This is a genomic window from Pseudomonas sp. yb_5, assembly GCF_043103865.1.
Taxonomy (GTDB): domain Bacteria; phylum Pseudomonadota; class Gammaproteobacteria; order Pseudomonadales; family Pseudomonadaceae; genus Aquipseudomonas; species Aquipseudomonas putida_Y.
Genome location: NZ_JBICKE010000093.1, coordinates 1 through 20718, shown reverse-complemented (window position 1 = coordinate 20718; position 20718 = coordinate 1). Strand labels below are relative to the sequence as shown.

The following is a 20718-nucleotide window of genomic DNA, read 5'->3' as shown; positions in this document are numbered from 1 at the left end:
TCCACTCAACATCTACAACGAGCACCGAAATGCCCACCCACCTTCGATTGAATCACTTGACCCGGGCGCTTGGCCTTCGACGCGCATTCAACGCCCAACTGCCAGCACTGGCCCTGACCCTGGCCCTGCCCTTGGCCGTCCAGGCGCAAGATCAGCAACTGACCTTGAATATCCCGGCACAGCCCTTGAGCTCGGCGCTGAAGGCATTTGCAGAGCAGACCGACGTGCAGGTGTTGTATGAACCTGATGCCATACAGAACCTGCGCTCGGGTGCATTGAGCGGTCGTTACAGTCTGGATGAATCGGTCCGTATCCTGCTCAGGGAGAGTGGCCTGCGCTATCAGTTGCGCGACAACACCTTGACCTTGCAGGCGGCCTACGAAGGTGGCAGCGCAATGTTGCTCGATGCCACGAGCATCCAGTCCGCTGCCTTGGGTGCAACGACCGAGAACACAGGTTCGTACACCACGGGCGTGACCAGCACAGCCACCCGGCTGGGGCTGTCGCCCCGCGAGACACCCCAGTCGGTCAGCGTCGTCACCCGCCAACAGATGGACGACCAGAACATGCAGTCCCTGGAAGACGTGGCCATGGCCGCGACCGGGATCAATACCGTCAAGGGTTTCGGCACCGAGCGTCCACTGTATTACTCGCGCGGTTTTCAGGTAGACGACCTGCAGGTCGACGGCCTGCCGACCAGCGTCACCGAGAGCTTCTCGATGGACGTCATGTCCGTGAACAACATGGCCATGTATGATCGGGTCGAGATCGTGCGTGGCGCCAATGGCCTGCTGCAAGGTGCGGGCAACCCGTCGGCGGCCATCAACATGGTGCGCAAACGGCCTACCCGGGAATATCAGCTCAAGGCCGAGGTCGGTGCGGGTTCATGGGATAACTACCGAACCCAGCTGGATGTCGGCGGCCCGTTGAACGCCGAAGGAACCCTGCGCGGTCGAACGGTACTGATGTATAACAACCGCAATAGCTACCAGGACTACGCTGGCAAGGAAAACCAGCTGTTCTACGCCATCGGCGAAGCGGACCTGAGTGATTCGACCACCCTGACAGTTGGCGGCTCGTTGCAGCAGGATAACAACAACGGCTACGACTGGGGTGGGCTGCCAACACATCAGGACGGCAGTTTCTACGATTTCTCCCGCTCGACCTCGCTGGCCGGTAAATGGGCCTATCTGGACAAGCTGAACCGCAACGTCTTCGCCGATATCAAGCACTCGTTCAACGAAGACTGGAACCTGACAGTCGCGACCAATCTCATTTGGTCCAATGCAGATTTTCTCGCGCAGGTCGGCTACCACACCGGCGAGACCGACTCGACGATGAAGTACTACCCTAATAGCGCCCGGTACGATGACGAGCAGATCAACCTGGACGCTGCACTGAACGGTGCGTTCCACTTGATGGGCCAAAAGCATGAAGTCGTTATCGGCACAAGTGTGCGCCGCGATCGCCTGCAGTATGTGACCGGCTCGCCAGCTATCTTCCCTGAAGTGGATGTCCTCGACTTCGATTCTTCGCAATTCCCCAAACCGGAAATAGTCGGGAACCTCACACCGAGCCACCATGTGCGCAAGGACAAAGGGATCTACGCGGCTACCCGTCTCAATCCAACCGACGACCTCCATGTGATCCTCGGCAGCCGCTTGAGCTGGGTCGATTACGATACCCAGGGGCCATGGGAAACCGACCGTTTCAAGGAAGACCGCAAGGTCATTCCATACGGCGGCATCGTTTATGACATCACCGATCAGACATCGGTTTACGCCAGTTACACTGAAATCTACAAACTGCAAAGCAACTACAGTGTCGACAACAAGCTGCTCGCCCCCACGACGGGTAGCAACTACGAGATCGGCCTGAAGAACGAGCTGTTCGACGGCAGGCTCAACACTTCTCTGGCGCTTTTCCAGGTCGATCTGACAGGGCTGCCCCAGGTCGTGCCCGAGGCCGGCCGTGTCTGCGGACCGAACCGCGATGCACGCTGCTATACCGAAGGTGCCAAGGTGCGCAACCAAGGTTTTGATGCTGAAGTGTCTGGCGAGCTGATGCCAGGGTGGAATGCCTCGATGGGTTACACCTACAGCCATCCCAAGTACGTTGCCGGTGCCAACAAGGGCGATACCTACGGTACGGAAAACTCACCTCAGCGACTGTTCAAGGCGGCTACCACCTATCAGCTGCCGGGTGAACTGGACCAGTGGCGAGTGGGTACCAGCATTTATCACCAAAGCAAGCTGTACCTGAACAACATCACCCAAAGCGCTTACAACCTGGTCGATCTCAACGCCAATTTTCGCGTCAACCACAATGTCAGTGTTCAGTTGAACCTCAACAACGTGTTTGACGAGAAGTACTACACTGCCATCTTCAGCGAAGACACCGGCAACTACTACGGCGCCCCGCGCAACTTTGCTATTACCCTGCGCTACGAAAACTGATTCGCCTCGATGTGAACTGCGCCCCAGGTGCTGGATGAAAGTCCAACACCTGGGGCGTTTTACATGAGCAGCTATACCAGGCAGGTTAAGCGATCAGGGCAAGGAGGCTGCCGACCAATCGATCGTAAACTGTCGAAACTTCTTCAGTCACTGACATCATGCGCAGCAGGTCATGGGGCATGTCCGGTGCCAGGATGATTTCCACTTTCACCCCGGATGCTTGCAAGCGCTCGGCGTACGCTTGCCCTTCATCCAGCAATGGGTCCAGGCCGGCCAGCAAGACAACGGCAGGAGCGACACCGCTCAGGCTCTCGGCGCGCAACGGCGAAAAGCGCCAGTCGTGACGATCCAGCGGTTCGCGTGCATAGAGGTCGTAGAACCACTCGAGCGTTTCGTCCTCCAGCAGATACCCCTCCCCGAACAGGGTACGAGAGGCGTATTCGCCTCCCGCGTCCGTGACTGGGTAACACAGCACTTGCCCGATTGGCCGGACCGCAGCAGCCTGGCCTTGCATGGCGCAATACAGGGCCAGGGCGGTGGCCAGAGTGGCGCCTACGCTGTCGCCCGCAAGGACGACGCGTTGCAGGTCCAGGCCCTGTGCCTGGGCCAACGAGGGCAACGCCTTGAGCACATCCCAACCGTCCTCGAAAGCCGTTGGGAAACGATGTTCGGGGGCCAGACGATAGCCCACCGAAACCACCGCGCAGCCCGATCGTGCGCACAGCTCACGACATACGCCATCATGGGAATCCAGACTGCCGACGACAAAGCCGCCGCCGTGAAAATATACCAGCGCCGGCAGCGGCCGGCCATCGGCCTGCGCAGGTTTGTACACACGCAGCGGCAAGGCCACACCATCGCGCGCGGTACAGGTCAGCGTACCGATCTCCAGGTCCTCCGGTGCCTGCCAGCGCAGACGCTGCGTGGCCAGTTCGAAACTCGTGCGAGCCTGAACCGGGCCAAGCTGATGCAAGGCCTGGTCCTGTGGGTTCATGGCAACCAGATCGAGAAACGCTTCCAGATCGTTGTTCAACTTGATATTCCTTGAAAAAAACCGCCTGGCGCTTGCATTCAAGCAGCGCCAGTCACGGAGAGACAGTGGTCGATCAGCAGTTCAAGTTCTTCGCGGTAGCTGTCCATCAAGGCGTCGATGGTCTGCGCCCGATAGCGGCGCTTGCTGTACACGCACCGCAATGAAAGTGAGCCATCGTAGACTTGACCGACGATTTCCAACCAGTTGGCCAGGCGCGCCCTCGGGCTGTAGCAGTCGCCCGAACCTTCCGGCGCGGGCTCAAGCAAGGCGTGTTTGTCGAAGCTTTGGTCGAACTGACCGAAATAGTTGAACGTCACACGTGGTTGAGCGGCAGCGGCAAGGCGCTCACGCATCCTTGGCTCGCCCAGATAACGCAACACGCCATAGCCGACACCTTTGTCAGATACCGCCGCCAGTTGTCGTTGCGTCGCCTGGATCGACTCACCGACCGCCGCCGCATCCCCAGGCGCAAGACGTACCGGGAACATGCTGGTGAACCAGCCCACGGTCCGGGACAGATCCACGCCTTCGTAAAGGTCTTCGCGACCATGCCCTTCGAGTTGAATCAATGCGGCATCTTCGCGGCTCCAACGGCACAACACACGTGCCAGAGCCGCCAGCAGAATGTCGTTCACCTGGGTGCGATAGGCTGCAGGCGCCTGTTTGAGCAACTGCGCGGTCTTTTCCCGTGTCAGGTACAGATGGGCGGCCGCCTGCTCGCTCACCTCGTTGCGCCCCCGCGGGTTGTCGCAAGGAAACTCGTTCGACAGCGGCTCGAGTTGAGCGAGCCACCACTCACCCTGTTGCGCGGCAATCGTTTCCGCCTCTGTTCGCAGCCGCTCTGCCCAAGCCCTGTAGCTCGTGGTGCGAGCAGGCAATACTGGCCTGTCACCTTGGGTACAGGCTTGGTAGGCCTGCTGCAGGTCTTCGAGCAATACCCGCCATGAAACACCGTCCATGACCAGGTGATGAATAACCAACAACAGTCGCGCCTGCCCGTCGGCAAGCTGAACGTGCAGTGCTCGCCAGACAGGTCCATCGACAAGCCCCAGACTGCGTTGCGCCTGATTGGCCAGCGTCATCAGCGCCTGCTCATCACCAGCCTGTTCACGTTGCAGCAGCGGTTGCCTGACCTCACCGGGCGTCAGGTAGCGTTGCATCCAACGACCGTTCTCCTGGACGAAGCGCAGCCGCAAGGCGTCATGGTGCTCTTCGATGCATGCAAGCGCTTGCTCGAGCGCCTCCAAGTCTAGAGCGATGCGCGGCTTGAGCATCAGGGCCTGGTTGAAGTGCGACGGGTCCGGAAGATCCTCGGCGAACATCCATTCCTGGATGGGCAGCAGATTGAACAGGCCGTCGACCGCTCCGGTCTCGGCGACCTGCTCGGGCACGCGATCGGCCAGATCCTGCTTGCCGATAATCGCCACGATGGTCTGATAACGCAGCACATCACGCAGTTTAAGATCCATGTCCAAGGTCGGGTGGTTTCTCACTCGAGACACAACCTGCAGACTGAGGATGGAGTCGCCGCCCATTTCGAAAAAGTTGTCCGTTATGCCGACGGAATCGACCTGCAACACCTCTTCCCAGATCTGTGCCAGCAACCGCTCCTGTTCGTTACGAGGCGCGACATGCCCTGTCGATTCGAAGATCGGCGCCGGGAGGCGCTTGCGATCGAGTTTGCCGTTTGGCGTAACCGGGAACGCGGACAACACGATGATCTGCGACGGCACCATGTACTCCGGCAATTCAGCGGCCAATGCAGCTTTCAATGCCTTCGCCATGCGCGTGTCTTCGCCTACCACATACCCGATCAGTTGCTTGCCCACCGGCGTTTCGTGCACCACCACTACGGCGTCCCGCACACCGTCCCGGGTGCGCAGCACCGCTTCGACTTCACCGAGCTCGATCCGGAACCCCCTGATTTTGACCTGATTGTCGATACGGCCCACGTAGTCGACCACGCCATCATCCCGTCGACGTACCAGGTCACCACTGCGGTAGATACGCGCTCCGTCCTTACCCAGAGGGTCGGGCACGAAGCGCTCCGCCGTCAGGGCTGCACGGCCGTGATAGCCGCGAGCCACCCCGTCACCGCCAATCATCAATTCGCCCGCGAATCCTGGAGGCAGAGAATTGAGCTCGTCATCGAGTACGCGAAGGGAGCGCAGACCTACAGCATGTCCAATAGGCGCATAGGCAGCCGCACAATGACCGTCAGCTGGCACCTTCCACAGAAGCGGCGTCACAACCGTTTCGGTCGGGCCATAGCCATTGGTCAGCCAGGAAGGCTTGAGCGCAATCCTGACCTGCTCGAATGTCTGTTCGGGTACCGCATCACCACCGAAGCAGTAGATCAGCACCGGTGGCGGCTGATCGCCACTGGCCTGCACCGCCTCTGCCAACTGTTTCAGGTAGGCCGGAGGGAAGCAGGCGATGGTGATGCGCTGGCGCCACAAGGCCTCCAGGGTCTGCTCCACGGTCCACAAGTCACCGTCGCGAATCACCAGCGTGCCACCGCTGAGCAAGGTACTCAGCCAGCGCTCCTGAGCACCATCGAAAGCGAACGACATGAAATGCAGCTCTCGCGTCGACGGCCCCATTTCATATCGTTCCACGATAGCCTGGCAATGCCGACTCAATGGTCCCTGAGCAACGGCCACGCCCTTGGGCTTGCCGGTCGAACCTGATGTGTAGATCAGGTAGGCCAGGTTGCTATCTTCGATGGTCGCCGGAGGCAGCGCGGGCTGCTGGACAGGATAATCGTCGTCAGGCTCGACCACTTGCACGCGTTCCAGTGACGGAAGGCACTGGAGCAGCGAGCGGCGTGTCACCAGCAGCTCCATGCCAGAATCTTCGATCATCCAGGCCAGACGATCGGCAGGATACTCAAGATCCAGAGGTACGTAGGCGGCACCCGTCTTCATGATCGCCAGCAATGTCACGACCAACTCTAGCGACCGTTCCAGGGCGACGCCGACGATCACTTCGGGCGCTGCCCCCTTGAGCCGCAGCACGGTGCAAAGGCGCTCGGCCTGCTGCTCCAGCTCCGCATAAGAGAGGCTGCGCTCGGCACACACCAGCGCGATGGCATCAGGTTGGCGCAGCGCTTGCGCTGCGATCGACTGAGCCAATGTCTGCCCACCGTAAACCGTCGCAGGTTCAGCGCCCCATCGCGCTGCCTGCTCCAGTTGTGCAGGCGGCAGGCACTGGAGATTGCCGATTCGAGCCCGAGGCTGGCCCAGCATGGCGTCGAGCGTGGCTTCCATGGTCTGGCGGATGCCGTGTACCGACGCCTCACTGAAACTGTTGCGCAGGTACAAGTATTCGATCGACAACGTGTCGTTGAGGTGTACAGCCAAGTCCATGGGGACGTTTGTGACACCCACGCCACTGGATTCGCCAAAGCCTACTTCGGTATCGGATGACTCACGCATGCTCTCGTCGATCGGGTAATTCTCGAACACGATGATGCTGTCGAACAGCGTCTGTCCTGGGGTACCTGACCACCTCTGGACATCGTTTAGTGGGGTATGCGACCAGTTGCGCAGCTCCAGGTTGTATGCCTGCAGGTCACGGAGCCAGTCTTCCAGGCACGCGGTCGGATCAAGTTCCTGCGATACCGGCAACGTATTAATGAACAGACCCAAGGTGCTGTCGGCGTCCGGCAGCGACTCCGGCCGACCGGCGACGGTCGCCCCGAAGGTAACTGCAGATTTGCCCGTGTAACGTTGCAGCAACAGCAACCAGGCGCCCTGGATCACGGTGTTGGGCGTGATCCTCAGGCTTCGGCAGTAATCCTGCAGACGCGTCGTCCACGCGTTGTCCCAGCGCGAATAAAGTGCGTTGTGCCCGGTTTCGGTAGAGCTGTGCCGCGGGTGAATCGTCTGGGCCAGCAAGGTGGGCTCGACACCGGTCAGACTTTCACGCCAGAACGCCTCCTGCCGCCCCTTGTCCTGAGACTTCAGCCACGCGATAAAATCACCATAGCGGCCGACAGTACCGGACACCGGTTTGTCGGCGTAGTGCTGCATGACCTCGGCAAACAGCCGGGAAGTGCTCCAGCCATCCATCAGGATGTGGTGGCTGGTCCAGATCATGTGATAGGTGTTCGAGTCCAGCTTCACCAGCAACAGCCGATGCAGAGGCGCCTGCGTCAGGTCGAAACCGTTCAGCCACTCTTCATGGGCAAGCGCCTGCAAAATGGCCTCAGGCGCCTCGCTGCCCTGCAGATCGACTTCCCGCACGGGCATCTGTGCATGTGCATGGACAACCTGCAGCGGCTCAGACAGCCCGGCCCAGTGGAAACTGGTGCGCAGTACTTCGTGACGGGCTGTCACCGCAGCCCATGCCCGAATGAAGCGCTCCGTCTTCAGGCCGGTCACCGGCAAGCTGACCTGATGGATGTACAGCCCTTCCCCCTTCTCCTCGATGGAATGGAACAGCATGCCTTGTTGCATCGGCGAGAGCGGGTAGACATCTTCGATGACGTCGGCGGGCAGCGGCAACAGCGCTCGTTGTGCTTCACTGACGACGACACGTGCAATGACCGGCGCTTCGGAAGCTGGCGCCTGGTGCTCCAGCGTCGCGGCCAGTTGAGCGATGGTCTGGTGCTCGAATACCCGTTTCGGAGAGACCTCGTAACCAGCGAGTCGCGCCTTGCTGGCGATCCGGATCGACACGATCGAGTCGCCACCGAGTTCGAAGAAATTGTCGTGGATACCTACCTTTTCCCGCTGCAGGACTTCTTGCCAGATCTGCGCCAGGGCGCCTTCGACTTCGTTACCTGGGGCGGTGTATTGCTGCACGGTAGCTTTGAGCTCGGGCATCGGCAGACGCTTGCGGTCCAGCTTGCCGTTGGGAGACAGCGGCATGCTGTCGAGCAGGACATAATGGTAAGGCACCATGTAATCCGGCAGTCGTCGGGCCAGCACAGCCTTCACATCGCTCAGGTGGTCTTCCTGGTCGATAACGACAAAGGCCACGAGCTGCTTGCCGGTCGCGAGATCAATTGCCAGAACTGCAGCCTCCTGCACGGCCGGGTGCTCCAGCAGGCTCGCCTCGATTTCGCCAAGCTCGATACGCAGGCCGCGGATCTTCACCTGGTGGTCGATCCGCCCAGCGTACTCGATCACCCCGTCTTCACGCTGTCGTGCCAGGTCGCCCGTACGGTACAGACGCTCCCCGTCACCGAAAGGGCTGACACAGAAACGCTCGGCCGTCAGCATCGCTCGTTCATGGTAGCCGCGCGCCAGGCCAATACCGCCCAGATACAGCTCGCCCGTGACGGGCGGCGGCACCGGATTGAGCTCATCGTCAAGAATGTAGGTACGCAGGTTGGCAATAGGCTTGCCGATCGGAACGCTGTGGCTCTGTTCGTCCACACAATGCCAATGGGTGACATCGATGGCCGCTTCGGTAGGCCCGTACAGGTTGTAGAACTGGGCACCCGGCAACAATGCCATCGCGCTGCGCTGCAACTCCAGAGGCAGCGCCTCGCCAGAACACATCACCCGCCGTAGCGACGTGCAAGCCGCCTGCGGGCTGTCGCCGCTGATGAAGGCGTGCAGCATTGATGGCACGAAGTGCAAGGTGGTGATCGCTTCGGACTCGATCAGACGCATCAGCATCGCCGGATCGCGATGCTCGCCTGGCTGGGCAAGCACCAGCCGGGCTCCCGTCATCAAAGGCCAGAAGAACTCCCACACCGAAACATCGAAGCTGAAAGGGGTTTTCTGCAGCACCTTGTCATCGGAGCCCAATGCGTAGGCTTCCTGCATCCAGAAGAGCCTGTTCAGAAGCGCTTCATGGGTATTGGCCGCACCTTTTGGCTTACCCGTCGAGCCCGAGGTATAGATCACATAGGCCAGGTTCCCGGGGTGCCCCGCAAACGTCAGGTTGTCAGCTTCGCGCGGCAGATCGTCGTCCGGCCCGTCTAGCATAATGGCCTGGATATGCGGACAAGCCGGCAACTGAACATCTCGATGGGTCAACAGCAGTTGGATACGGCTGTCTTCGATCATGTACGCCAGACGGTCCTGTGGATACTCAGGGTCGAGGGGCACATAGGCCCCTCCTGCTTTCAGGATCGCCAGCAACCCCACAACCATGTCCACCGAACGTTCCAGGGCAATGCCGACCAATACGTCCGGGCCCACCCCGCGATCCCGCAAGCTGTGCGCCAGGGCATTGGCGCGGGCATTGAGCTGTCGGTAAGTGAGCTGCTGCCCCGCAAAAACCAGTGCAATGGCATCGGGCCTTTGCAGAGCCTGTGTCTCGAATAGCTGATGCACGCAGTGCGAACCCGGATAGCTGACCGTCGTGTGGTTCCACTCCTCCACGATGCGACGGTATTCATCCACACCCAACATCGGCAGCTCGGCGATGAGGCGTTGCGGTTTCTGGATGATGGCATGCAGCAAATTGGCAAAGTGCCCGGCGATCTGCTCGATGTCACGGTCGCTGAAGCTGGAACGGTCATAGCTGTAGTGAACGGACAGTTGCGCACCCAAGCCTATGGCCAAGGTCAACGGGTAGTTGGTCTGCTCGTGAATGTGCGTATCAGTGAACGTCAAGCCTGCGGGAGCACCTTCGCGCAACGCCTCGGAAACAGGGTAGTTCTCGAACACCAGCAAGGTATCGAACAGCCCATCCGCAGCCACGCCCGCCAGACGCTGGACGTCATACAGCGCTGTGTGTTCGTGCTCACGCAATGCCAGGTTCCGGCCCTGCAACTCGGTGACCCATTGCGCCACGGTCATCGTCGGCTGTAGCCGGTTGATCACCGGCAAGGTATTGATGAACAGGCCCAGCTGATGTTCAGCGCCAGCCACTTCCGCCGGCCGGCCAGCGACCGTGGCGCCCACGGCGACGCATTCCTGGCCAGTATGGCGTTGCAGAAGCAACAACCAGGCTGCTTGCACCAGCGTATTGACGGTGACCCGTCGCTCACGGGCGAACTCACTCAGGGAGGGCTGCCAGTCCAGCACCTGATAATGATCGGCATAACCGCTGTCCTGGTTCGACTTGCCTTGTCGGAATACTAGCGCCAGATGTGTCGGCTCCTGCAGATCCTGCAATTGCTCCCGCCAGAAGACCTCGCTGCGATCCCTGCTCTGGGCCTGCAGCCACTGGATGTAGTCACGGTAACGTCCTGGCTTACGCTCGGCCGGCTGCCCCGCGTAGTGCTGCAGGACCTCGCCAAGCAACTGCGAGTTGCTCCAGCCATCCATGAGGATATGGTGGCTGGTATAGATCAGGTGATGGCTGTCGGGGCCAGTACGGATCGCGGTGATCCTGAGCAGTGGATCACTCAGCAGGTCGAACCCCCTGCGCCGATCATTTTCGGCCCAGACGGAAAGCTCCTGCTGCAGGTCTTCGTGCGCCGACCAGTCCAGCTCGATGCAGGGTATCTGCACCTGCTGGCGAATGATCTGAAATGGCTGCTCGTACAGCGTGATGAAACTGGCCCGCAGGACATCATGCTGCGCCGCCATCGCTTGCCAGGCCTGATCGAACCGCGCCACGTCCAGGCCCTGGACGTCGACGCGCATCTGGTTGATGTAATCTCCGGTCTGCTCATAGGCGCTGTGGAACAGCATCCCCTGCTGCATCGGCGACAGGGGGTAGATGTCTTCGATTCCGGAGACGGCGACAGGCAGCGCGTCAAGTTGCGACTGGCTCAAGTTGCACAGCGGGAAATCCGAAGGCGTCCTGCCAAATGCACCTTCGGACACGCAGTGGTCGATCAGGCTCTGCAATTCCCGAGCGTATTCGGCTGCCAGTCGTTCAACCGTCGTGATCTCGAACATGGCTTGGCTGAAGGTCCAGTTCAGGCTCAGCTCGCCTTTGAATATCTGCCCATCGATCGATAACCAGTTGCCCAGTGGCGCTGTCTCGGCACGGCTTGCGCCACTGTGCTCGGCAGCTGGCACCAGGAAGGCTGCGGCGCGGAGTTCGTCGGCAGGCTCGTCGAAGCTGGCATCGAACTGTCCAAGGTAGTTGAAGGTGATCCTGGGCGGTGCCAGCTCCGCCAAGGCCTGGCGGGTCTCCCGATCGCCCAGATAGCGCAGCGCACCAAACCCAAGCCCCTTGTTGGGGACCGCACGCAGTTGCTCCTTGATGGTCTTGATTGAGGTCTCCATCGATTCGGCGGTGGTGAGGTTGACCGGGAACATGCTAGTGAACCAACCCACGGTACGGCTGAGGTCGACGGTATCGCACAGCTCTTCACGACCGTGCCCTTCCAGTTGCACGAGCACATCATCCTGCTTCGTCCAGCGGGCGATCACCCTGGCCAACGCCGTCAGTAACAAGTCGTTGACCTGGGTGCGATAAGCCCCGGGGGCGTGCTGCAGGAGCTGGCGGGTGTAGCGCTGATCGAGCCGTGTCCGGGCGACGGCTGCATGCCTGGCCTGCAGCGAGCCGTCAGCATTGTCGCAAGGGAGCGTGGTATCGACACCCGCCGACAGCGCCTGCCAATACGGCAGTTCATTACGCAATACCTCGGTGTTGGCATACGTCTGCAGCGCCTCGGCCCATGCCTTGACGGAACTGGTCTTGGCCGGCAGAACAATGGTTTGACCGCGCTCCGTCTGTCGGTAGGCAGTCTGCAGATCTTCGAGCAGAATTCGCCATGAAACACCATCCACGACCAGATGGTGGATCACCAGCAACAACCGCTGGGTACCGTCGGGCAGGTCGGCCAGGACGGCCCGCAGCAGTGGCCCTTGCCCCAGATCGAGGCTGCGCTGCGCCTCTTCGCACAAGCCAGGCAGTTCGGACGGGTGCTGAAGTTGTGCTTGCCACAGACTGGCCGCCTGGGCTGGTTCGCCAATCTCGCGATACCAGGCGGACCAACCGCCGCTGTCCTGCTGCAAAAAGCTCAAACGCAACGCATCGTGATGGACCAAAAGTGCTTGCAGTGCACGGTCGAGCACGTCGAGATCCATGGTCTGCCCGGGCTTGAGCAGAAGGGCCTGGTTCCAGTGGTGACGGTCGGCGATGGCATCATCGAAGAATGCCTGGTGGATCGGCAGGAGCTGCATCTCTCCCTGCACAGCGCCCTGATCGATCTGCATGGCCTGGGTCTGACCGTTGCCGACCACTGCCGCCAGCCCTTCGACGGTCTGGAGCTGGAACAGCTGCTTGGGGGTGAACGTCATGCCCTCGCGCCGGGCTCTGCTGACCACCTGGATCGAGATGATCGAATCGCCGCCCAGTTCGAAGAAGTTGTCGGTAGCCCCTACCCGCTCAAGTTTGAGCACGTCGGCCCAGATCGCGGCGATTCGCTGCTCGATATCGTTACGCGGCGCCACATGGTTTTTCTGCCGCTGACGCGCATCAGGCCGTGGCAGTGCCTTGCGATCCAGCTTACCGTTCGGGGTCAGCGGGAGGGCATCAACAAGCAGCAGATGGCTGGGAACCATGTAGTCCGGCAGTGTGGCCTTGAGGTGCCGACGCAGATGTTCTTCCAGTTCTCGAGCATGCACATCGACAACCAGGTAGGCGGCCAGCTGCTTGCCACCTGGCCCATCGATGTCGATCACCACGGCCTCGCGCACGCTCTCGTGCTCCAGGAGCCTGGACTCGATCTCGCCAAGCTCGATGCGCAGACCGCGTATCTTCACCTGATGGTCGAGGCGGCCTGCGTATTCGATCACTCCACCCGAACGGTACCGCGCCAGGTCCCCGGTGCGATACAGCCGTGCACCGCCCTGCTCGCTCCGATCATATGGGTCGGGCACGAACCGCTCGGCCGTAAGCCCCGGTCGACGATGATACCCTCGCGCCAGCCCCACTCCCCCCAGGTAGAGCTCGCCTGCCGTACCTTGAGGTACCGGCAGCAAGGCGCTGCTGAGGATATGGGTCTTAAGGTTGTCGATCGGTGTGCCGATCGGCACGCTGCCATTGGCTTGGGTCTGACAGGTCCAGTGGGTAACGTCGATCGCCGCTTCCGTCGGGCCATAAAGGTTGAAGAGCCCCGCTTGCGGGAGCCTGGCCAGGACCTGCTCCGAAAGATCAGCAGGCAATGCCTCGCCGCTGCACACCACCCGCTTCAGGGTTTCGCACAGCTCCACATGCTCGCTGGTCATGAAGGCCTGGAGCATCGACGGAACGAAATGCAAGGTCGTGACCTTGTGCTGCCTGATCGCCTCGACCAGACGTTCGGGATCCCGATGATCGCCAGGTCGAGCCACCGCCAGCCGCGCTCCGGTGAACAGTGGCCAGAAGAATTCCCACACTGATACGTCGAAACTGAAGGGGGTCTTCTGCAGCACGGTGTCGCCGTAATCCAGACCGTAGGCCTTCTGCATCCACCAGAGCCGGTTGACCAGTGCCTGATGGGAGTTACCCGCGCCCTTTGGCTTGCCGGTGGAGCCGGAGGTATAGATCACGTAGGCCAGGTCGGCCGGCAAGTTGAGGTTGACAGGGTCTGCATCGCTGTAAGCAGCCAGCCAGTCATCTGCGCCATCGAGCACGATGCAGGCCACGCCAGGCCCGATCGGCAATTGGTGGAGCAGAGCAGTTTGAGTCAGCAGCAGACGGATGCCACTGTCTTCCATCATGTAAGTCAGGCGTTCAGCTGGGTACTCCGGATCGAACGGTACATACGCGCCCCCGGCCTTGAGAACGGCGAGCAGCCCGACCACCATCTCGAGCGAACGCTCCACCGCGATACCTACCAGCACGTCCGGGCCTACCCCTTGGTCGCGCAATGCGTGGGCGAGCCGGTTGGCGCGTTGGTTCAGTTGACGGTAGGTCAAGACATCCTCGCCGAACACGACCGCAGGGGCCTGCGGCGTCGCGCGGGCTTGCGCTTCGATCAACTGATGCATGCCCTGGTCGGCAGGGTAGGATGCTTGAGTGCTGTTCCACTGCTCCACGATCTCGCGATGTTCCTGCGCCCCCAGCATCGGCAACTCGGCGACACGTTGCCAAGGCCGCTCGGCGATCGCCTCCAACAAGTGGGTCCAATGCGAAGCCATGCGGGCGATCGACGAACCTTCGAACAGCGCGGTAGCGTAGTTGAGCTCTACCGCAATCCCATGCTCATGCTCGACAGTATTCAGCGTCAGGTCGAATTGCGCGGTCTGTCGCTCCCAGGCGATGCCTTCTACATGCAGCCCCTGGAGACGCCGAGCATCACCCCTGGACTGCGTCTGGTGGTTGTACATGACCTGGAACAATGGGCTGTGACTCAGGCTTCGTTCCGGGTGCAGTGCTTCGACCAGTTGTTCGAAGGGAAGGTCCTGATGAGCCTGGGCCGCCAACGTGGTCTTGTGCATCTGGCCAAGCAGGCCCGTGAACGTCAGGGAGTCATTGAACTCGGCCTTGAGTACCTGAGTGTTGACGAAGAAGCCGATCAGACGCTCGGTTTCAACCCGATTGCGATTGGCGACAGGAACCCCGACACGCACTTCATCCTGACCCGAGTAGCGATGCAGCAAGGTCTGGAAGCTGGCCAGCAGCAGTGTGAAAAGCGTCACGCCCTGCTGCTGCGCCTGCTGCTTGAGCACGCCGCAAAGCCCTGCTTCGAGCTCGAACTTCAGGCTAGCGCCTTCAAAGCGCTGAGTCGCCGGGCGTGGACGGTCGCTGGGCAGCTCCAGCACTGGATGCTCATCCCCCAGGTGCGCCTGCCAGTACGCCAGCTGGCGCTCCTGCTCGCCGGCCTCCATCCAGTGCCTCTGCCAGATGGCATAGTCGGCATACTGGATAGGTAGTGGTGCCAGTTCCACAGCATCGCCAGTACTGGCATGGGCGTAATGCTCGATGAGCTCGTCGACCAGCACCTGCATTGACCAGCCATCGGTAGCAATGTGGTGCAGGGTGACGATCACCACATGATCATGTTCATGCAGACGCAGCAACTTGACCCTGATCGGCCACTGCCGCTCCAGATCGAAAGGCGTCTGTGCCTCGGATTCGACCCATGCCTTGAGCTGAGGATCGCTTGCAGAAGCAGGCCCGATGTCGACTGGCTGCGCTTCGAGTTCGAACGACTCCGACGGGTGAATGACCTGCACAAGCTGCTCGTCGTCGAACGCGAACGTGGTGCGCAAGGTTTGATGCCGCACAATCAAGGCCTGGAAGGCCCCACGCAGGGCATCGATATTCAGGTCTCCCTGCAGTCTCAGAGCGATAGGCAGGTTGTAGGCCGTGCTCTGCGGGTCCATCTGCCACAGGAACCATTGACGCTGTTGGGCGAACGATACCGGGACGCGGTCGAACAGCGACTGGGTACAAGGCACTGGCAAGTTGGCCGGAGAAATGTTCTCGGCGTGCATCTTCTGCAGATACAGCTTGCGCTTGGCCAACGGCAGCGTGACAAAACGCTTGGCGATATTCAGCGCGGCATCATTACTCATTCATTCACCTCGAACTCTTCAAAAAGCATATCCAGACGCTGCAGTTTTTCGTCGAAAGCCGACGCGTCGCCGATGGATTCGATGTATCTGGCGAAATCGCCCAGGACCGGGTACTGGAACAGCACGGCCGGTTCCACGGTCAATCCCAGGGAAAGTTGCAAGCGCGAGAGCACCGACAGCGCCAGCAGCGAATGCCCTCCCAGGTCGAAGAAGTTGTCATTGAGACCGACCTTCTCGACATTCAGCAGCTGTGCCCAGACGGCAGCGACCTGCTGCTCGACCTCGCTCTGCGGCGCGACATGGCCTTGCTGCGATACGCCAAGGTCGGGCTGGGGCAAGGCTTTGCGGTCCAGCTTGCCGTTGGGCGTCAGCGGCAGCGCATCGAGCCAGGTCAGGTACGCGGGGACCATGTAATCCGGCAAGGACGCGCGCAGCTGCTCGCGCAGGTGCCGACGCAAGGCGCTGCGCTGTTCCTCCGTCGCGACCACTTCGCCGTTCGAGACCAGGTAGCCGGCCAGTTGCTTGCCGCTAGGCCCATCGATGTCGATGACCACCGCCTCGCGCACCGCAGGATCATCAATCAGCCTTGCCTCGATCTCGCCCAGTTCGATGCGATAGCCCCGCACCTTCACCTGGTGGTCGATGCGGCCCACGTACTCGAGCAGGCCATCGTTGCGATAGCTGGCCAGGTCACCCGTACGGTAGAGCCTGCCACCGCCCTGCCCGCTACGATCGTAGGGGTCCGGGACGAAGCGCTCGGCGGTCAGTGCGGCACGGCGCTGATACCCCCGGGCCAGGCCATCGCCACCGATCATCAGTTCCCCGGCCAGGCCGGCCGCGGCTGTCGAGAGATCGTGCGCCATGACCTGTAAGGTGGTGTTGGCGATCGGATTGCCCAGCAACGGCAAAGGGTGTTCGTTGTCCAGGCAGTACGCCGCCGACCAGATCGTCGTTTCGGTTGGCCCGTAAAGGTTCCAGATGCGCCCGCACAACGGCAGGAGCTGCTCGGCCAGGTCGACAGGCAGCGCCTCACCGCCACTGATGACCTTACAGCCACGCAAGGTCTGCGCCGGCAGCGCCTGCAGCAGCATGCGCCAGGTCGACGGTGTGGCCTGGATGGTGGTGATGGCGTGGCGCTCGATCACCGCCTGCAGCGCCGACGGGTCTTTGTTCTGGCGCTCGCCGAGCAGTACCACCGAAGCCCCGGCCAACAGCGGCAGGTAAAGCTCCAGGCCGGCGATGTCGAACGACAGCGAAGTCAGCGCCAGGACCCGGTCGCTGGCGTCGATCCCAGGCTCGACAGCCATGCTGGCGAGGAAGTTGACCAGTGCCTGGTGGCGTACCTCGACCCCCTTGGGACGACCGGTGGAACCGGAGGTGTAGATGCAATAGGCGAGATGCTCGGGGTGCTGCACGATGCCGAGATTCTCGCCATCGAAGCCTTCGACCTGATGCCAGTCGCTGTCCAGGCACCAGGCCTGCGCGCCGTGCGTGGGCAGTTGCGGCAGCAGATGACTGAGGGTCAGCAACAAGTGCGCCCCACTCTGCTCCATCATGTACGCCAGGCGCTCGCGGGGGTATTCCGGGTCCAGTGGCACATAGGCGCCGCCGGCCTTGAGAATCGCCAGCAGGCCCACGACCATTTCCACCGACCGTTCGACGACAATCGCGACCAGCACATCTGGCCCGACGCCCAACGTGCGCAGCTTGCTCGCCAGCCGGTTGGCACGCTGGTTGAGCTCGCGGTAGTTCAAGGTCTGCTCGGCAAACCGCAGAGCCGGGGCCTCAGGGGTACGCGCGACCTGCATTTCGAACAACTCGGGCAGGCAGTGCGCCTGCGGGTACTGCATCTGGGTACGGTTCCAGTCGTGGACGATGCGCTGTTGTTCCTGGTCATCGAGCATCTGCAGTTCACCGACAGGAGTATCGGCGTGTTGCACCAGCGCGTGCAGCAGATTGGCAAAGTGCCGGGCGATCTGTTCGACGCCGGTGTCGCCGAGGTGGCTACGGTCGTAGTGGTAATGGATCGTCAGCGCATTGCCCGACTCGATCATCAGCGTCAACGGATAGTTGGTCCGCTCACGATTCTGCGTGCCCGAAAACACCAGGCCTGCGCTGGAACCCTGCTGCAGGACTTCACCAACCGGGTAGTTCTCGAACACCAGCAGCGTGTCGAACAACTGCTCACCGGCCGAGCCCGCCCAACGCTGAATGTCATAGAGCGGCGTGTGCTCATGTTCGCGCATGCTCAGGTTCTGCGCCTGCAGACGTTCGACCCACTCCCCCACCCGCAGGTCAGGCTGCAGCCTGCCAGCCACCGGCAAGGTGTTGATGAACAGGCCCAGCTGCTGCTCGACACCGCGCAGGTCTGTCGGCCGCCCGGCAACCGTGGCACCAAATGCAACGCCTTCCTGGCCGGTATAGCGGTGCAACAGCAGTAGCCAGGCAGCCTGCAGCAAGGTATTGACCGTCACCCGCCGTTGCCTGGCAAACGCGCTCAACGCCTGGAAGCACGCCGGGTCGAGCGTCTGATGATGTTCGCCATGGCCAGTGTCCGCGCGGCTGCGATCCTGACGCAGCGCCTGAGCCAGCCGCGTGGGCTCGGTGAGGTGCAGCAATTGCTGACGCCAGAACGTCTCGCTCTGCCCCGCGTCCTGGCGCTGCAGCCACTCGATATAGTCGCGGTAGCGGCCTGCCGGGTGCTCCAGGGCAACGCCGGCGTAGTGTTGCAACACCTCGCCCAGCAGCTGCGCATTGCTCCAGCCATCCATCAGGATATGGTGGCTGGTAAAAATCAGGTGATGCCGGCCGCTGCCTGTCCGGATGCCCGTCAGTCGCAGCAACGGTGCGGCCTGCAAGTCGAAGCCACGCCGACGATCCGCCTCGGCCCAGGCATCCAGACGCCCCTCGAGGTCATCCTGGTCGGCCCAGTCCAGCACGTCGAACGGCAGCTCGACGTGCTTGCGAATCACCTGCACCGGGCGTTCCAGATGGGCGACGAATGCGGCGCGCAATACGTCGTGTCGATCCAGCATTGCCTGCCAGGCACGCTTGAAACGCTCGATATCCAGCCCCGAGACGTTGACTCGCATCTGATTGACGTACTCACCCTGGCCCTGCTCGAAGACCGTGTGAAACAGCATGCCCTGCTGCATGGGCGAGAGCGGATAGATGTCATCGATGGCAGCCGCCGGGATCGGCAACGCATCCAGCTGGGCCTGGTCCAGCGCTGCCAGCGGCACATCGGACGGTGTCAGGCCGACCGCGCCCTGGCTGACGCAATGGTCGATCAACGCCTGGAGTTCGGTCATGTAGTCGTCGGCCAGGGCCCGGACCGTGGTGCGGTCGAACATGGCCTGGCTGAACGTCCAGGCGAGGCTCAACTCGCCGGCATAGACCTGCCCGTTGATCGACAGCAGGTTTTCCAGCAGGGCCTCGGCAGACTGGCTGGCGCCGCTGCTTTCGCTGGCTGGCTGCAGGAATCGCTGGGTGCTCGGGCCCGCGCCTTCGGCAAAGGTACTGTCAAGCTGCCCCAGGTAATTGAAGGTGATGGGGGGCACTGGCAGGCCAGTCAGCACATTGTGCGCGTGCGAATCCCCCAGGTAGCGCAGCGCGCCATAGCCGATGCCCTTGTCTGGGATGGCGCGAAGTTGCTCCTTGATCTGCTTGATGGAGGCGCCGAGGTCCGACGCAGCGGTCAGCTTCACGGGGAAGAGGCTGGTCAGCCAGCCGACCGTCCGCGTCAGGTCGACCGCATCGAACAGGTCCTCACGGCCGTGTCCTTCCAGTTGCACCAGCACGTCTTCGCGTTGGGTCCAACGGGCAACCACCCGGGCCAGTGCGGTCAGCAGCAAGTCGTTGACCTGGGTGCGGTATGCCGTCGGCGCCTGTTGCAACAGCCGTGAGGTCTGCTGCCGGTCCAGGCGTGCATGCACCGTCGCGCCGTGGCGGCCATGCAACGACCCATCCGCCCTGTCCAGAGGCAGTTGCGGGTCAACCCCTTGCAACTGCGACTGCCAATAGCCGAGCTCTGCCTGCAGCGCTTCGCTTTGCGCGTAGGCCTGCAGCCGTTCGGCCCAGGCTTTGGTCGAGGTGGTCTTGGCAGGCAACACGGCAGGCTGACCTGCCACGTGACGGTCATAGGCGCTTTGCAGGTCTTCCAGGAGAATGCGCCAGGACACGCCATCCACCGCCAGGTGATGAATCACCAGAAGCAGGCGCTGGCTGCCATCGGGCAGGGTCGCCAATACACCGCGCAACAGCGGCCCCTGCTGCAGGTTCAGGCTGCGCTGCGCGCGCTCGCACAGGTCGTGTAGCGCGTCAGGATCGGTCAGGGTCTCGGCCCACAGCAACCCGGCCTCGACGTCGCCCGGCGCACAATAAGCGGCGTGCCAAGCGCCCGCGTCCTGGGGTGGCGTGAAGCGCAGGCGCAACGCATCGTGATGCTCAAGCAGCGCGTGCAAGGCCTTCTCCAGCGCGGCGCTATCGATGACCTTGGTCGAGGTCAGCAGGACCGCCTGGTTCCAGTGATGTGGCTCGGCGATCGACTGTTCGAGGAACGCCTGCTGGATCGGCAGCAAGCGTGTCTCGCCGATCACCGGCGCCTGGTCGATCTGCGGGCCGTTGCCTTCCATGCGCGTGGCCACCGAGGCCAGGTCTTGTACGGTCTGATGCTGGAACAGCGCCTTGGGCGTGAAGCGGATACCGGCCTGCCTTGCCCGGCTGACGACCTGGATCGAGATGATCGAGTCCCCTCCCAGTTCGAAGAAGTTGTCCGTCACACCGACCTGATCGAGCTTCAGCACCTCGGCCCAGATCGTCGCGATCTGTTGCTCCAGCGCGTTGCGCGGGGCCACGTAGC

General features: G+C 61.7%; 4 protein-coding genes and 1 pseudogene. 1 reads left to right on the top strand and 4 read right to left on the bottom strand.

All coding sequences use genetic code 11. The features are described 5' to 3' along the window. Positions 1-29 precede the first annotated feature (29 nt). Entirely contained in the window at positions 30-2456 is a 2427-nt protein-coding gene (locus ACF8GF_RS16275) for a TonB-dependent siderophore receptor (RefSeq protein ID WP_392488188.1), read from the top strand. A gap of 85 nt (positions 2457-2541) precedes the next feature. Here the strand turns inward: ACF8GF_RS16275 and ACF8GF_RS16270 are convergent, their stop codons facing one another. The 4 genes and pseudogenes from ACF8GF_RS16270 to ACF8GF_RS16255 all read right to left on the bottom strand — a co-directional run. Continuing rightward, positions 2542-3495, bottom strand: coding sequence for an alpha/beta hydrolase fold domain-containing protein (locus tag ACF8GF_RS16270; RefSeq protein ID WP_392488199.1), 954 nt, complete (start codon positions 3493-3495; stop codon positions 2542-2544). Between the two features lie 32 nt (positions 3496-3527). Continuing rightward, on the bottom strand, positions 3528-15857 hold the full coding sequence (locus tag ACF8GF_RS16265) for a non-ribosomal peptide synthase/polyketide synthase (protein WP_392488187.1): 12330 nt from the start codon (positions 15855-15857) through the stop codon (positions 3528-3530). Then, positions 15854-20491, bottom strand: a complete 4638-nt coding sequence (locus ACF8GF_RS16260; protein WP_392488198.1) for an amino acid adenylation domain-containing protein — start codon at positions 20489-20491, stop codon at positions 15854-15856. Before ACF8GF_RS16260 ends, ACF8GF_RS16265 begins: the two co-directional genes overlap by 4 nt. Before the next feature lie 75 nt (positions 20492-20566). Beyond that, a pseudogene (locus tag ACF8GF_RS16255) lies at positions 20567-20718 on the bottom strand (phosphopantetheine-binding protein); the annotation flags it as partial.

Coding starts and splice junctions, on each gene's coding strand:
- ACF8GF_RS16265 (WP_392488187.1), bottom strand. CDS start 15,857: ATGAGTAATGATGCCGCGCTGAATATCGCCAAGCGTTTTGTCACGCTG.
- ACF8GF_RS16260 (WP_392488198.1), bottom strand. CDS start 20,491: ATGGAAGGCAACGGCCCGCAGATCGACCAGGCGCCGGTGATCGGCGAG.
- ACF8GF_RS16275 (WP_392488188.1), top strand. CDS start 30: ATGCCCACCCACCTTCGATTGAATCACTTGACCCGGGCGCTTGGCCTT.